Genomic DNA, 15494 nt, shown 5'->3' with positions numbered 1-15494 from the left:
GGCTACTCCACGTGCGGATCGGTTCAGTGGGCGGTATGAATTGATCTGTCCCTTATGTGATCGGAGTGAAGCGTGGACGACTATCCACTGCTCAACCTGTTCTGGACGATGCTGTGGCTGTTCCTGTGGGTCATGTGGTTCTTCCTGCTGTTCAAGGTGATCACTGACATCTTCAGGGACCACGAGCTGCACGGCTGGGGCAAGGCAGGCTGGCTGATCCTGGTGCTCCTGCTGCCCTACCTCGGCGTCCTCGTCTACCTGATCGTCCGCGGCAGGAGCATGAGCCAGCGCGACGTGAAGCAGGCACAGGCGAACGAGAAGGCCTTCCAGGACTACGTCCAGAAGGCCGCGGGTCCACGCAGCAGTCCGGCTGAGGAACTCGCGAAACTGTCCTCCCTCAAGGAGCAGGGCCACCTGACCCAACAGGAGTTCGACAAGGCCAAGGAGAAGCTGCTGGCCTGAGGGCTGCCCTGTCCTCCCCCTGAGGACTGCCCTCCCTGCCCACGGCACGGGGGCCGACCGCGAGAGCGCGGCCGGCCCCCGTTCGGGCGTTCCGGGTCAGGCGGCGGTGGCGGTGGCGTCCGTGTCCTCCAGCAGGTCGATCAGGGACGAGCGGGCCCGGGCCACGCGGGAGCGGACGGTGCCTATCGGGCAGCCGAGCATGAGCGCCGCCTCCGCGTACGGGAGGCCCATGAGCTGGGTGAGGACGAAGACCTCGCGCCGTTCGGCGGGGATCGCCGCCAGGAGCTCCGCGAGCGCGACGCCGTCCTCGAAGCCGGGTACGCCGCGGGGCTGGCTCTGCTCGGCCGCGGCCTGCCAGTCGTCTCTGTCGGCGATCTTGGGGCGGGCCGCCTTGTGGCGCAGGCTGTCCACCACCGTGCGCCGCGCGATGGAGAGCAGCCAGGTACGGGCGGAGGAACGGCCCTCGAAGCGGTGCAGGCTGCCGAGGGCGCGCAGGAAGGTCTCCTGGGTCAGGTCCTCGGCGGACTGCGGGTCGGCGCTGAGGTAGGCGACGTAGCGGCGTACGTCGTGGTGCAGGGCGCGCACGAACTGGTCCACCGCGACGGGATCGCCGTCACGGGCGGCCAGCGCGAGGAGGGTGACGGCCTCGTCGGGACCGGCCGTACGGCGGGTGGGGGTGGGGGTGGGGAGCGTCGTGGGGGCGGTGCTCGGGCGGGTGAGCAGGGCAGCGGTCATCGCCTGGTGTCCTTCTTGGGAATCCGGCCGGATTCGATGCCGCGTCGCGAGCGGTGAGGACAGCGCCGTGCCTGCGGCGACAGGGCTGGTAGCGGTGACAGGAGTGGCCGAAGTGGCCACGGTGACCGCAAGCCCGGAGCGCGGGCATCGCGCGGCCGGTGAACGGGTGGTACGGCCTGCCGGACGGCAGGACCGATGCCCGAGGCGCGGTACGGGTACGGGGTGCGGTTGTGCTGGGCCCGTGGCGCGTCGGGGAGCCGGCTGTCAGACGACAGCGATCCCGTGAGGTGGACCCCGTGAGGTGAGGGCGTCGGCGAGCAGCAGCCTGCGGGGCGTCCGGACCCGGTGGTTGCGCGCAAGGCGGACACGGGGCCGGTGTGCGGGCGCGGGGAGCCGGAAGATCAGGCGCAGCGGTACGAGGAACCGGGCGGCGACGGCGCGCAGGACGCGGAAGGCGCCGCGTTCCCCGTACGCGAGCCACAGGCCGCAGATCAGGGCCGCCAGGAGGTGGCCCGCGAGCATGCCCGCCGGTGACATGGAGGGCATGGCGTGGGCGGTCGGCATGGGCAGGGCCGCCACGGTCGAAGCGGAGGCGTCGGTCATCCCGTGCATGGCGTGCATGCCGTGCGTCCCGTGCATGACGTGTGTGGTGGCGCTGCCGGTGCCCTGCGGCGCAGGCGCCTGCGGGCGGAGTGCGGAGGGTGCGCAGAGCAGGTACTGGGCCCAGCGGCGGGCCAGGGAGGACAGGGAGGACAGGGAAGCCAAGGAGCCTAAGGAGGTGCCTGGTTCCGGTGGCCGCGCTGCCGCGGCCTGGGCCAGCGAGAACCCTCCGTGCAGGGCGGCCTGGACGCCGACGGTCGCGGAGACCACGGCCGCGAGGCCGCGCTCCCGCCCGGCGAGGAACCAGCCGGTCGCCGAGGTGGCGGCGAAGGCCGCGGCCATCGCCCACCAGGGGACGGAGGTTTCCGACATGAGGATGTGCCCGAGGGACGAGAGCAGCACGCAGGTGGCCGCGAACATCGCGGCCCGTACGGCTCGGCAACATCGACCCGGTGTCATGGCTGGGCCATCGTTGCACCGGCCGGGAGGGGGCGACAGAGGGCATCAGGTTTTCTCATCGTCCGGAAAACGACTGCTTCCGTTCTGTGGCGTGCGCCACAACGGCCGCTGGGAACTGGGGTGTTCGCTGGTCCGACTCCTGTTCCTGAAGTGATGGCCGGGTACTGAGGGCGAGTGGCGGGAACGGGGTGGGCGAGCGGTGGCTGACCGGAATGGGGCGGTGAAGACGTCCGGAGCGGCCGCGGGACCGGCGGGTGGTGGGGTGGGTGTGCCGACGGGTGGACTGACGGCTCTGCTTACCGGCGCCATGGCCTTCTCGATGCTCCAGCTGTTCCTGCTCGGTGCGCTCGGTCCGCGTCTGGTGCAGGAGTTGGGGGTCTCGCCCTCCCTGCTCGGCTGGACCACCACGGTCGGCTTCGGTACGGCGGCCGTGCTGTCGCCGCTCGGCGGCAGGCTGGTGGACCGGATCGGGCCGCGCCGTTCCCTCGTGCTCCTGCTGACGGTGTCCGCGGCGGCGCTCGCGCTGATCGGCGCCGCGCCCGGCCCCTGGTTCCTGCTCGCAGCCGTCGGGCTGGGGGGACTGCCCCAGGCCCTGGCCAATCCTGCGACCAACAAGGCGATCCTCGCCGCCGTGCCTCCCGGCCGTCGCGGGCCGGTGACCGGCATGAAGCAGTCGGGCGTCCAGCTGGGCGCCTTCGCCGCCGGGCTGCCGCTCACGGCACTGGCCGGCGGGATCGGCTGGCGCGGGGCGGTGTGGACGGCCGCCGCCACCGCCGCGCTGGCGGCGCTGTGGGCGCTGCGCGCCCTGCCCGCCGACCAGCGGGCGGCCCCGGCCGGACCCCGCGGCTCGCTCGTCCCGCGGGGCGACATCGCCTGGCTGGCGGTGTTTTCGCTGTTCCTGGGCTGCGGGATCGCCTCGGTCAACACGTACGTGGCCCTCTTCGGCGCACAACACCTCGGCATGGGCCCCACGGCGGCGGGCGCGCTGGTCGCGGTGCTCGGCGTCGCGGGCATCGCCGGGCGGGTCGGCTGGTCGAAGGCGGCCCGCCCGGGGCGCGCGGAATGGCTGCCGGGAGGCCTCGCAGCCGGCGCGGTCGGGGCGGCCGTCCTGCTGGTCGTGGCGCCGAGCGCGGGTCCGCTGGTGTGGGTGGCGGCGGTGGCCGTAGGGGTGTTCGCGGTATCGGCCAACGCCGTCTCGATGGTCCTGGTGATGCAGCGCTCCGCCCCCGGCCGGACCGGCCAGGACTCCGCCTTGGTCGCCGCCGGCTTCTTCACGGGCTTCACCGTCGGCCCCCTCCTTTTCGGGCCCTTCGCGAACTCCGGGCATTACGGGACGGGGTGGATGGTGGTGGCGGCGGAGTTCGGTGTGGCTTGTGGGGTGGGGGTGGCTTGGGCGGTGCGGGGGCGGGGGTAGGGGTGGGGTTAGGGGTGGGGGCGGGAGCAAGTGGGGCGGGGGCGTTGACGGTTCCGGGGGGCGTCCCGGCAGTCCAGTGTCCTTTCGGTGTGGGCCGGTCCCTCAAGGGCGCTCCCTTTGGTCGCGTCGCTTCGCGATGGCCTTCGGCCACCCTTGACCGACCGACCCACACCGAAACGCCACAAGACTTCCGGGATCCCCCCGGGGAATGGCCGGGGGGAAGTGACCGAGGGGCGGCCTCGTCTGAGATGCGCAGCCCCCTTTGGTCGGTGGGCATCCGGATAGGGCTCCGGCAGGACCGTGACCTCAGCCGGTACGGACGCGCGGGGCGATCAGAGCATCCAGGGCCGGGCGTCTGGACACCCTTCCCGTGACCGTCGACCGCCACCCCGAGCGCAAGGACGCTCACAAGCCCCTCAGGGCCGGTGGGCGCGACAGATCGCTACGTACTCTCGCTCGGCTTAGCGGCTGGCGACCGGCTGTGGCCGGGAGGGCGGTATCTGGCGTGAGCGGGGGGAGGAAGTGGCCGGTGACGGATGGGTGACGTGGGGACGGGTGACGTGGGGACGGGTGACGTGGGGGTGGGTGACGTGGGGATGGGTGACGTGGGGATGAGGGACGTGGGGATGGGGGACGTGCGGATGGTGGGTGTGCCGGTGGTGGGTGTGCGGGTGGTGGGTGAGTGGGCGGGGCGGGCGTTGGCGGAGGTGTTGGAGCAGGTGGCCGTCACGGCGGACGGTGTCGATGGGGGGCGGTTTCCGCTGTATGCGGATCCGGACACGGGGGAGTGGACGACGACCGGACGGGGGTCCTGGGCCGGTGGCTTCTGGGCCGGGTTGTTGTGGCTGAGGGCTCGCCATACGGGTGCCGAAGGCGACCGGGCCGTTGCCTCCGCCTGTACCGCGCGGCTGGCCGGGTGGGTGGATGCCGACACCTCCACGCGCGGGCTGATTCTTTGGTACGGGACTGCCTTGGCTGTCGAGGATTCCGGGGCGCAGGAGCTGCGGGCGAGGGCGGCCGGCGTCTGCCTGGCTGCGATGGACGAGGAACTCGGGCTGCTGCCCTGGGGATCGGCGTTCGGAGGTCCCCGACTGCTGGCCCGGGTGGACGGCCTGCCGGGCACGATCCCCCTGCTCGCCACCGTCGGCCCCGAGGCCGCGGCCTCGCACCTTCAGCGCCACCTGACCTTGTGCCTCCGGGACTCCGGGGCGGAGGTCCGCCGCGCCCTCGTACCGGCCTGGTCCTACGAGGCGGAGAGCGGCTGGCTGGCATGCGCGGAGCCGGCGCCGGGGTGGAGCCGAGGACCGGCCTGGCTGCTGCTCGCGCTGGCCGACGTACTACACCGCCCCACCGTCGCCGAGCACCTGCCAGGGCACCCGCGGGCACTGGCGGAACGCCTTGCCGCCGCATGGGCAGGCCCGGGGACCCCCCTCGTACCGCCCGCTGACGCGGCCCGCCCGGACGGCCCTGCGGACACCTCAGCCGCAGCCATCACGGCTGTCGCACTCCTGAAACTGTCCCTACTGCCCGGCCCTCGATCCGCGCAGTACGCGCACCGCGCGACGGAGATCCTGGAGCACCTGGTCGACCACCACCTCTCCCGGGGCCGACTGCTGAACGGCTGCTACGACGCGGACAAGGGACTCGCCGTCCACCACGAACTGGTCTGGGGCGACTTCTTCTTGGCACTAGGACTAGCCGCACTGACCGGGATGGCCGACCTCCACACCATCTGACCCCGCCCATTCCTCTACCCCGCACGGTCCGTCGTTCCTCCCACTCGCCGCAGTCGCTAAGCCGAGTGGGAGGGGAACCGGTCGCGTGCGGCTTATGTCCAGCCACGGCCGGTCGTTAGTCGCTAAGCCGAGCGAGAGTACGTAGCGATCTGTCGCGCCCACCGGCCCTGAGGCCCTCCTCATCCACCTCTCGCTCTGGGTGGCGGTCGACGGTCACGGGAAGGGTGTCCAGACGCCCGGCCCTGGATGCTCTGATCGCCCCGCGCGTCCGTACCGGCTGAGGTCACTGTCCTGCCGGAGCCTTATTCGGATGCCCATCGGCCGAAGGGGGCTGCGCAACTCAGACCAGGCCGCCCCTCGGTCACTTCCCCCCCGGCCATTCCCCGGGGGGATCCCGGAAGTCTTGTGTTTTTCCGTGGTGGGACGGTCCGTCAAGGGTGGCCGAAGGCCATCGCGCAGCGACGCGACCGCAGGGAGCGCCCTTGACGGACCGTCCCACCACGGAAGGACGCTCGACTGCCGGGACGCCGCCCGGCACCCACGCAGCCACCGCCCAACCCGCAGCACAGGCTCCCTACCCCCCATGCTCCCTACCCCCCAACACCCTCCGCGCCACCCCCGTGATGTGCAGTTCGTCCGGGCCGTCCAGGATTCGGGCCGTGCGGCCCGAGCGGTAGAGGGCGGGCAAGGGGGTGTCGGGGCCGAGGCCGGCCGCGCCGTGGATCTGGATGGCCGCGTCGGTCACCTGCTGGAGCATGCGGGCCGCGGCGACCTTGGCCAGGCCCACCTCCACGTGCGCGTCCCGTCCGGCGCTGATCCGGGCCACGGCCTCGTGGACGAGCGGCCGGGTGGTGCGTAGCGTCAGGAGCGACTCGAAGACGTGGCTCTGCACCAGCTGGTGGCCTCCGAGCGGACCGCGCGAGCCGGTACGGGAGTTCACGCGCTCACACATGAGGTCGAACGCGCGCTGCGCCTGGCCGAGCCAGCGCAGGCAGCGCAGGGTGCGGCCCAGTTGGAGCCGTTCCCCGGCGATGGCGAGGGCCCCTCCGCGTTCGCCGAGCAGGTGGTCGGCGTCCACGCGCACCCGGTCGAACTCGATCTCCCACTGGCCGGACGCGCCCAGCACCGGCAGCTCCCGTACCACCCGGAAGCCCGGCGCCGAGGTCGGGACGACGAGCAGCGACAGCCCCGTACGGTCTCCCGGCTGCCCGTCGGTGCGGGCCAGGACGGTGACCAGATCGGCCTCGGCGGCGTACGAGGTGAACCACTTGCGGCCGGTGACGGTCCAGCTGCCGTCCGGCTGTTCCACCGCGCGCGTGGCGGTCAGGTACGGGTCGGTGCCGGGTGTCTCCGGGTCGGTCATGGCGTAGCAGGCGCGCAGCTCGCCGGACGTCAGCCGCCGCGGGTACAGCGCGCGGACCCGCTCGCCGCCGTGCCGCCACAGCATCGTCGCGTCCAGCAGCGGCGCCGACCCCAGCGCGGCAGGTCCGTGGTCGCTGGCCCCCTCGACTTCGGCCAATAGCGCGTAGCGCGCCAAGTCCATCCCCTGGCCGCCGAGTTCCTCGGGAAGCGGCAGCGCCCACAGGCCCGCCTCCTTCGCGCCGGCCTGGAGCTCCCGCAGGGCCGCCGCCGCGGCGGGGCCGCCCGCGTCGAGGACGGGCTCGCGGGGCATCACCCGCTCCCGCACGAACTCGGCCACCCGCGCCCGGGTCCTCAAGTCCACATCGGGCCGGGCCTGTTCGCCCGGGGTATCCGGTCCACTCCCTCCAGCCCTCGCCATTCGGTTTTCCACCACTTTCCTCCAGCCCGCCGGGAACCCGTGGGAACAGCAGTCCGACTGCCTTCCCGTGGAACTGGTCGGGCGGGCCCGCCCCTTGGTTCCCGCGTACGGGACCACCTGCTGCGGCGCCGGCCGATCGCCGGGCCGGGAGAAGAGGAGAGGCATGGCGTCACCCGCCGTCACCCAGACCGCTCGGCCGCTCGACGGGCTGCGCTTCACCACCTCGGGACCGCCCGCGCTCGCCGGCCCCGTGGCCGAGCACCTGCGGATGCTGGGAGCCGTCTCCACGGATGCCGCCCCGGCCGCGGGGGATGACACCGGCACGGCACGCGTCACCTTGGCGGACGCCGCCTTCGGGCACGCCTTCGGGAACGACTTCGCGGATCCCTTCGCGGACCCCCAGGGCCGCGCATCCGTCCCCGCGTCCGCGCTCCCCGCCCGGGCGGCCGCCACCCTCGCCTGGGCGTCGCCCGAAGCGGCCCTGGCGGGCGTCACCGACGAGGCCACCGCCCAAGCCGCGACCGGCATCATGGCGGTCCACGGCCGCCGCGACGGCCTGCCGCGGGGGCTCGCCGTCGACTACGCCACCGCCGCGGCGGCCGTCCTCACCACGCAGGGGCTGCTCGCCGCCCTGCTGGGCCGGGCCAGGGGGTGCGAGGGCGGCGCCGCGCAGCCGCACACGTACGTGGACCGGGCCGGGCTGCTCGTCGTGTCCCAGTACCTCGCCGCGAGCGGCGCCGATGACGGCGAAGCCGCCGAACTCGCGCCCGGCGGGCCGCCCTTCACCGCGGCCGACGGCACGCTCTTCGAGCTGGAGACCCTGGATCCGGGTGCCTGGGCCGCGTTCTGGCGGGCTCTGCAGGCCCCCTCCGACGCGGTACGGGCCGGGTGGCGGCCCTTCCAGTTCCGGTACGCCACCGCGTGCGCGCCCTTCCCCGAAGCACTGCACGCCACCACCCGGGCCCACCCCTGGCAGCGGATCCGCGACGCGGCGGCCGCCTCGGGAGCCGAGGTCTGCCGGCTGCGGAGCCTGGCCGAGCGGGCCGCCGAGGACGACGGAGCCGCCCCCTGGGCCCTGGCCCCGTACGGCCCGGGCGGCCATGCCCGCCCGCAGGCGGCGCACGCCGCCCCGGGCCCCCTCCCGGGCGGCCGTGCCCGCCCGGGCCGTACGGCGCCCGCCGCCCCGGGCCCCCTCGCGGGCATGACCGTCCTGGAGGCCGGCCGCCGCGTCCAGGCGCCGCTCGCCACCCACCTGCTGGGGCTGCTCGGCGCCGAGGTGATCCGGATCGAGCCGCCGGGCGGTGACCCGCTGCGCGGCATGCCGCCCTCCTGTTCGGGGATCTCGGCCCGCTGGCTGGCCCTGAACCGGGGCAAGCACGCCGTGGAGATCGACATCAAGTCGCCCGGCGACCGGCTGCGGCTGGCCGCGCTGGCGGCCGGAGCCGATGTGTTCCTGCACAACTGGGCCCCGGGGAAGGCCGCCGAGCTGGGCCTGGACTCCGCCGACCTCGCGACGGCGAACCCCGCGCTCGTGTACGCGTACACCGGAGGCTGGGGCTCGGGACGGATCGCCGATCCGCCGATGGGCACGGACTTCATGGTCCAGGCCCGCACCGGCGTCGGCGAGGCCGCCCGCCCCGAGGGCGAGGTGCCGGCGCCCTCCCTGATGACCCTGCTCGACGTGCTGGGCGGGCTGCTCGGCGCCGAGGCCGTCCTCGCCGGGCTGCTGCTGCGCGAGCGCACCGGACGCGGGGTCCGCGTGGACTCCTCGCTGCTCGGCGCCGCCGACCTGCTCACCGCCCCGGCCCTGCGCCGCACCCGGCGCGGGGAGCGGGGCCGCCGGCCCGCGGGTTTCCGTACGCCCCTGCGCACCGCGGACGGCTGGATCGCCCCGGCCGACGCGGACGCCCGCGCGGCGGCGGCCACTCACGGGCTCGCGGAGCTGTCCACCGAGGACGCCCTGCGCGCGCTGCGGGCGCGCGGCCTCGCCGCGACCGCGGTCACCACCGACCTTGCCGACCTGTCCGAAGACCCGCGCTTCGCCGGCTCGATCAGCCGCGACGCGCACGGTGCCCCCGCCGTTCCCGACCCCTGGAGCTTCGTATGACCGTCGCACTGCACGATCTGCTGCCCGTGGGCCTGCGCCGCTCGTGGGCGGTCGACGGAACCTGTCCCGACCTCGACCTCTACAGCCTCTTCCGGGCCCGCCAGATCGCGGATCTGCACCACACCGCGGTCATCGATGCCAAGGGCAAGCTCTGCTACACCGCGCTCGACCGCAAGGTGCGATGTCTGGCCACCGGCCTCGCGGAGCTCGGCGTACGGCCCGGCGACGTGGTCGGCGTCCAGCTCCCCAACGGCCGCAACGCGGTCATCGCGGACCTGGCCCTGGCCGCCCTCGGAGCGGTGGCCCTGCCCTTCCCCGTGGGCCGGGGCAGCCGGGAGGCCCGCAGTCTGCTGCGCCGCGCCGAGGCCGTCGCGGTGATCGCCGCCGTGGAGCACCGGGGCCACCGGCACGCCGCCGAACTGCGGGACCTGGTCCCCGAACTGCCCGCGCTGCGCCACGTCGTCGCGGTCGGCGGACCGGCCGGCACGGAGCCTGAAGGAACGATTCGGCTCACGGAGCTGCTGCGCTCCGATCCGGCCGCCTTCGTACCCGCCCGGCCCCACCCCGACAGCGCCGCCCGCATCCTGGTGTCCTCGGGCTCGGAGGCGGAGCCGAAGATGATCGCGTACTCCCACAACGCCCTCGCCGGCGGCCGCGGCAACTTCCTCGCCTCGCTGATGCCCGACGGGACGCCACCGCGCTGCCTGTTCCTCGTACCGCTCGCGTCCGCCTTCGGCTCCAGCGGCACGGCGGTCACCCTCGCCCGGCACGGCGGAACCCTGATCGTCCTCGACCACTTCACGCCGGAGGCGGCCCTCGCCGCGATGCGCGAGCACCGGCCCACGCACGTCCTCGGCGTCCCCACGATGATCCGCATGATGCTCGACCGTCTGGAGACGGAGGCATCCGGTCCCGGCGACACCCAGCCCCTCCCCGCCCCCACCGCCCTCGTCCTCGGCGGCGCCCCCCTCGACGAGACCACGGCCGACGCCGCGAGCCGCGCCTTCGGCTGCCCGGTCGTCAACCTCTACGGATCGGCCGACGGGGTCAACTGCCACACCGGACTGGGCGCCACGGCCCCGGAATCCGAGGGCACGGGCATCGCCGCCGGCCGCCCCGACCCCCGGGTCGCCGACATCCGCATCACCGACACCGAGACGCACGAGCGGCTCCCCGACGGCTCGATCGGGGAGATCATCGCGCGGGGCCCCATGACCCCCATGTGCTACGTCGCCTCCCCCGACCTGGACGCCCGGTACCGCACGCCCGAGGGCTGGGTCCGTACCGGCGACCTCGGCTTCATCGACGGGGACGGGGTCCTGCACGTCGTCGGCCGCCTCAAGGACATCGTCATCCGCGGCGGCGCCAACATCAGCCCCGCCGAGGTGGAACGGGAGCTCTCCTGCGATCCCCTCGTCCGCGACGCCGTCTGCGTCGGGGTCCCCGACGAGGTGATGGGCGAGCGCCTCGCCGCCTGCGTCGTCCCGCGCGGCGCGCAGCCCCCCACCCTCGACTCCCTCGCCGCGCACCTCACGCTCCGCGGCCTGGAGCGCCGCAAGCACCCCGAGCACCTGCTGCTGCTGGCAGAGCTCCCGCTCACCCCGGCCGGCAAACCCGACCGGGCGGCGCTGCGGGCCCGCCTCGCGGACGGAGCGTCCGGGCGGGGGGCCGCCCCGGCTTGCCCCGAGCCGGCCGACCGTGCCCGTACCGGGCGGACCATCCCGGTCCGTGCGGGGGCGGGCGCAGGAGCCCCGGCCGCCGCGGCACCCGCCGGCGTGGGCGCGTAGCGGACGGCGGGGCGGCCCCCGGTGGACCGCCCCGCCCGCACGGAACCGCTCGGCTCCGCTCTGCTCGGTCTCTCCCTACGCCGGCCTCTCCCTATTCGGCGGGAGCGTCCACCATGGCCATCGCCTTCCTCAGTTCGGCCCCCGCGTTCCGGTAGACCGGCAGCAAGTCCAGGTCGTTCCCGGGGTAGTTGACGATCGTCACCTGTCGCGCGCCGGAGCCGGGCAGGACGGTCCCGGTCGACATGTGCGCGTTGTCCAGTACCAGCGCCGGCTTCTTCGCCGACAGCTCGGCGAGCTGCGCCGGGGTCACCGCCTCGGGGCCGTAGGTGCCCACCGTGGTGGCGCCCGCCAGCTTCGCCGACCAGCCGGTGAACACCTGGCTCACGACCGACGGGCTCTTCCCGCCGGGCCAGGCGGCCCGGACCTCCTTCGCGACCCGCCCGTACTCGGCGTCGAAGTCGGCCGTCCACTTCGCGGCGGCGGCCTGCGTGCCGAACAGCGCGCCCAGCCTGGTGACTTCGGCCTTGACCTTGTCGGCGTCGTTGTCGAGGCCGACCTCCACCAGCTCCGCCTTCGACCCGGCGGCCTCCTTGATCTTCGCGGCGTACGGCTCGAACGGCGCGTACAGCACGAAGTCGGCCCCGGCGACGGCGGCGAGGTCGGAGGGCTTGGGGTCGTAGTCCGGCGCATGGTGCACGGACTGCGGCACGATCACCTTGACGTCCTGCGCGCCCGCGGCCTTGGCGAAGGCGCCCTCCCAGGTGGTCGTCACGACGACGGTCGGCTTTCCTCCCTTGGCGGTGTCACCACCACGAGCGCCGTCGCCGGTGTCGCTGTCACCGCAGCCGGTCACCAGGGCCAGTGCCAGGCCCAGTGCCGTGCTCAGTGCGAGGAGGGAAGTGCTGCGGACGCGGGTTCGCGGCGCCATGAGCGGATTCTCCGTTCGGGTACGAGGTGCACCGCGAGGACGAGCGCCCCCGCGGTCAGGACGAGGACGGGCCCGGGGGGCCAGTCCAGCCGGAGGGCGATGAGGAAGCCGGTCAGGTTCACGAAGACGCCGATGCCCACCGCCCACCCGGTGATCGATTTCAGCGAGGTGCCCAGCCGGCGCGCGGCCAGGGCGGGCAGCAGGGTGAGGGCGTCGACCAGCAGGGCGCCGGTGAGCTTGATGGCCCCGGCGACCGCGACCGCGACGAGCACCAGCAGGACGGTGGTCAGCGCCCGCACCGGCACGCCCGAACACTGCGCGAGCTCACGGTCGTACAGCAGCAGTGCCACCTCGCGCCGCCGCCACCAAAACAGGCCGGGCACGAGGACGGCCAGCACGCCGAGCACCACGAGATCGGCGCCGCCGACGGACAGGATCGAGCCCCACAGCAGCGCGAACGCGCCCGAGGCGTTCACCCCGGAGACCGCGAGGAGCAGCAGCGCGGCGGCGATCGCCAGGCTCATCAGCAGCCCCATCGCCCCGGACAGCCCGTCCGGGGTCCGGGCCAGCGGGGCGACCCCGGCTCCGGCCAGCGCGCAGGCCACGAGTGCGCACAGCATGGGGTCCAGCCCCGCGAGCAGGCCGACGGCGATGCCCAGCAGGGCGACGTGCATCATCGCGAAGCGCACCGGCATGATGTCCAGCCCGACGATGACCACACCGATCACGGGCAGGCCCACGGCGGCCAGCAGCAGGGCGAAGCCCGCCCGCTGCACGGGGGCCAGTTGCAGCAGGGTGCCGAGGTCGGCGCTCGCGAGGGAGGCGGCCGCGAGGGTGGCGCTCACCGGACCTCCCGCAGCCGGCCCGCGGCCATCTCCAGGACCCGGTCGCAGCGTTCCGCGAGCGCCCGGTCGTGCGTGACGACGACGAGCGTCACGGGCAGCGCGGCCAGGACGTCGGCGGCTTCGTCCTGTCCGGCGAAGTCCAGGGCGGCGGTCGGCTCGTCGGCGAGCAGTACGCCGGCCCCCGCGGCCACGCAGCCGATCGCCCGGGCCAGGTACATGCGCTGCAACTGCCCGCCGGACAGGGTGTGCAGCGGCCGCCCGGTCAGCGGCCCCACCCCCAGCCGGTCGGCGGCCTCGCCCGCGGCGCGGAAGTCGCCGCTGCTGGCGAGGAGTTCGCCGCCCAGCAGCGGGAAGCGCCCGGCGGCGGGCTTCTGCGGGATCCACGCGCAGGACCGCCGCCGCCAGGCCGGGTCGCCCGCGCGGCCGCCGACCAGGATCTTCCCGCTGACCTGCGGGTGCAGTCCGAGCACGGCGCGCAGCAGGGTGGTCTTGCCCGATCCGTTGGTGCCGGTCAGTGCGACGCGCTCGCCCGCGGCGATCTCCAGGTCGACGCCGGTCACGGCCTCGACCCGCCCGTGCCGGCAGCCCACCCCCTCCATCCGCACGTCCAGCCCGCCCATTCCACGCCCTTCCGCTGTCACCGGTCGTCTCTCCGCGTGGAGTTGGTCGGCCGGAAGGGGCCCGCGGTTCCGACGATCGGCGATCTGCCGCCGGCGGGTCGGCGGAGGGGCCGGTGGCGGGCCGGTAGAGGGGTGCGCTAGCGGATTCACGCCGTCCAGCCGGGCGGGACCGGCCATTCCGCACGGTCGTTCCATTTTCTACAAGCGCCCGGGCCCGCCCCGCGCCATGCTCGCGCCGCCACCTCCCGTGGTGATCAACATGCTTGTGGTCAAAGGGAGTCCAGCCATGCCCGAGAACGTCCGCACCCCTCGCCGCACCCTGCGCGGCGCCACCCTGCGCGGGGCCACCCGACGGAGCGCTCTCTGGCACCGCGCCCTGGCGACCGCCGTCGTCCTGGCCGCGACCGGAACCGTTCTCGCCGCCGCCCCGCAGCCCGCCCAGGCCGCGCTGCCGGCGCAGTCGATAGCCGACCCGGTGCACTACTGGAACGACGTGCTGCAGAACGTCTTCCGCCGGGTCGGCGGCGGGCCCGTCCCGATGGCCCGCTCGGCCGCGATGATGAACGCCGCGATCTACGACGCGGAGTCCTCGTACCAGCTGAAGTGGAAGGGCAAGATCACCTCGGAGCCGTACATCAAGGCGGAGAACTACGTGGGCTGGGTCGAGGGCCCCGACGAGGAGGAGCGCGTCATCGGCCGGACGGCCTACAACATCCTCCTCGGCCTCTACGGCAACAAGCAGAGCCGCTACGCGGACCAGACCCAGTACCTCGACGCACGCTTCCGCGAGCGCTTCGGCACCGAGCCCACCGCCGGAGACTTCCTGGACATCTCCGTGGTCGGCGCGATGGTCAAGCAGATGACCGACGCCCGCACCGGCGACGGCTCCGACAATCCGCAGGTCTACGTGGGGGACAACAAGCCGGGCGCCTGGCGGCCGACGAGCTACGCAGACATGCCCGACGCCTCCTGTGACGAGGACAGCGACGCGATCAGCCCGTTCTACGGCCAGGTCAAGCCGTTCTCGCTGGCCTCCGGCTCGCAGTTCCGCCCCACCACCCTGACCCAGTACGGCTCGTACGAGGCCCTGGTGGCGAGCGACGCGTACAAGCAGCAGGTCGCGGCGGTCCGCACGGCCGGCGCCGACAAGCCCACGGCGGCCACCCCGGTGATCAACCGGACCCCGGACCAGCTCGCCGCGGCCTGGTTCTGGGCCAACGACAACAACGGCACCTACAAGCCGCCGGGCCACATGCTCCAGGCCACCCGCGAGGTCGCCAAGGCCCGCAGCCTCGGGGTCTACGCGAACGCCCGCCTCTTCGCCCTCGTCTCCCTCGCCATGGCCGACACCGGGATCGCGGTCCGCGACGCCAAGTTCGCCACGCCCATCGACCTGTGGCGGCCCGTCTCGGCGGTCCGCGAGGGCGGCCTCGACCCCCAGTGGAAGCCGCTCCTGAAGAGCCCGACGGGCGTCAACGTCAGCCCCTGCTTCCCCGCGTACGTCTCCGGCCACGCCTCCTTCGGCGGCGCCTGGGCCGGGGTCATGAAGCGCTACTTCGGCAGCGACAACATCTCCTTCGACCTCACCACCGACGAACCGCAGGCCCCGGTCAAGACCCGCCACTTCACCAGCTTCAGCGCGGCCGGCAAGGAGGACGCCGACAGCCGCATCTGGCTCGGCGTCCACTACCCGTGGGACGCCACGGACGGCCTCGCCCTGGGCGAGAAGATCGCGAACCAGGTCTTCACCACGAAGCTCCGCACGCTCTGAGCCAACCTGACCGGCCGACCTGCGGGCCCGACCTGACGGGCCCGGCCTGACAGGGACGGCCCCACCCGGCCGGATGACGTAAGCCTTTCGTCATCCGGCCGGGCCTGGTCCCGCCCCGCGCCCGCGCGTTGAATGTCGATGACGGCCGGACGGTCGGACGCCCGCACGCGAGGAAGGACCCGGCGAGTGACGCAGAACCAGCCGCAGAACGAGCCGCAGGGCCAGCCGCAGAACCAGCGGCAGAATCCGG

12 protein-coding genes are annotated in these 15494 nt (G+C 73.9%); 6 read left to right on the top strand and 6 right to left on the bottom strand.

Annotated features, from left to right (window positions below; all coding sequences use genetic code 11):
• Window positions 1-72: 72 nt before the first annotated feature.
• Window positions 73-462, top strand: a complete 390-nt coding sequence (locus OHA37_RS17510; RefSeq protein ID WP_266906259.1) for an SHOCT domain-containing protein — start codon at window positions 73-75, stop codon at window positions 460-462.
• Window positions 463-558: 96 nt separating this feature from the next.
• On the opposite strand, the gene OHA37_RS17505 is transcribed toward OHA37_RS17510, so the two are convergent.
• Together OHA37_RS17505 and OHA37_RS17500 are read right to left on the bottom strand one after the other, a co-directional pair.
• Window positions 559-1197, bottom strand: a complete 639-nt coding sequence (locus OHA37_RS17505) for a sigma-70 family RNA polymerase sigma factor (RefSeq protein WP_266906257.1) — start codon at window positions 1195-1197, stop codon at window positions 559-561.
• Between the two features lie 264 nt (window positions 1198-1461).
• Complete coding sequence (locus OHA37_RS17500) at window positions 1462-2256, bottom strand: hypothetical protein (RefSeq protein ID WP_266906255.1); 795 nt, start codon at window positions 2254-2256, stop codon at window positions 1462-1464.
• A 268-nt stretch (window positions 2257-2524) separates the two neighbouring features.
• On the opposite strand from OHA37_RS17500, the gene OHA37_RS17495 reads away from it, so the two are divergent.
• On the top strand, window positions 2525-3670 hold the full coding sequence (locus tag OHA37_RS17495; RefSeq protein ID WP_323182339.1) for an MFS transporter: 1146 nt from the start codon (window positions 2525-2527) through the stop codon (window positions 3668-3670).
• Window positions 3671-4641: 971 nt separating this feature from the next.
• Entirely contained in the window at window positions 4642-5406 is a 765-nt protein-coding gene (locus OHA37_RS17490; RefSeq protein WP_323182338.1) for a hypothetical protein, read from the top strand.
• A 574-nt stretch (window positions 5407-5980) separates the two neighbouring features.
• Here OHA37_RS17490 and OHA37_RS17485 read toward each other — a convergent pair.
• Complete coding sequence (locus OHA37_RS17485) at window positions 5981-7105, bottom strand: acyl-CoA dehydrogenase family protein (protein WP_266906253.1); 1125 nt, start codon at window positions 7103-7105, stop codon at window positions 5981-5983.
• 244 nt (window positions 7106-7349) lie between these two features.
• Here OHA37_RS17485 and OHA37_RS17480 point away from each other — a divergent pair, with 244 nt between their 5' ends.
• Together OHA37_RS17480 and OHA37_RS17475 are read left to right on the top strand one after the other, a co-directional pair.
• Window positions 7350-9293 (top strand): CoA transferase, encoded by a 1944-nt coding sequence (locus OHA37_RS17480; RefSeq protein ID WP_266906251.1) that lies wholly within the window; start codon window positions 7350-7352, stop codon window positions 9291-9293.
• Window positions 9290-11080: a class I adenylate-forming enzyme family protein gene (locus OHA37_RS17475; RefSeq protein ID WP_266906249.1), complete on the top strand. Its 1791-nt coding sequence runs from the start codon at window positions 9290-9292 to the stop codon at window positions 11078-11080. Before OHA37_RS17480 ends, OHA37_RS17475 begins: the two co-directional genes overlap by 4 nt.
• 91 nt (window positions 11081-11171) lie before the next feature.
• Here OHA37_RS17475 and OHA37_RS17470 read toward each other — a convergent pair whose 3' ends face one another.
• Genes OHA37_RS17470 through OHA37_RS17460 form a run of 3 tightly spaced genes read right to left on the bottom strand, consistent with a single transcriptional unit; the run spans window position 11172 to window position 13473 of the window.
• The gene (locus OHA37_RS17470) at window positions 11172-12008 is read right to left on the bottom strand and encodes an ABC transporter substrate-binding protein (RefSeq protein WP_266906247.1); all 837 of its coding nucleotides are present in this window, start codon (window positions 12006-12008) and stop codon (window positions 11172-11174) included.
• The gene (locus OHA37_RS17465) at window positions 11963-12853 is read right to left on the bottom strand and encodes a metal ABC transporter permease (protein ID WP_266906245.1); all 891 of its coding nucleotides are present in this window, start codon (window positions 12851-12853) and stop codon (window positions 11963-11965) included. The genes OHA37_RS17470 and OHA37_RS17465 overlap by 46 nt, the downstream gene beginning before the upstream one ends.
• Entirely contained in the window at window positions 12850-13473 is a 624-nt protein-coding gene (locus OHA37_RS17460; protein ID WP_266906243.1) for a metal ABC transporter ATP-binding protein, read from the bottom strand. The genes OHA37_RS17465 and OHA37_RS17460 overlap by 4 nt, the downstream gene beginning before the upstream one ends.
• A gap of 286 nt (window positions 13474-13759) precedes the next feature.
• On the opposite strand from OHA37_RS17460, the gene OHA37_RS17455 reads away from it, so the two are divergent.
• Window positions 13760-15244 carry a vanadium-dependent haloperoxidase gene (locus OHA37_RS17455; protein ID WP_266906241.1) on the top strand — a complete coding sequence of 495 codons (1485 nt, stop codon included), beginning with the start codon at window positions 13760-13762 and terminating at the stop codon, window positions 15242-15244.
• Window positions 15245-15494: the final 250 nt, after the last annotated feature.

Origin of the sequence: Streptomyces sp. NBC_00335 (genome assembly GCF_036127095.1) — a bacterium.
Classification (GTDB): domain Bacteria; phylum Actinomycetota; class Actinomycetes; order Streptomycetales; family Streptomycetaceae; genus Streptomyces.
The sequence above is the reverse complement of the archived record's forward strand: the minus strand, read 5'-3'. Positions and strand labels throughout refer to the sequence as shown.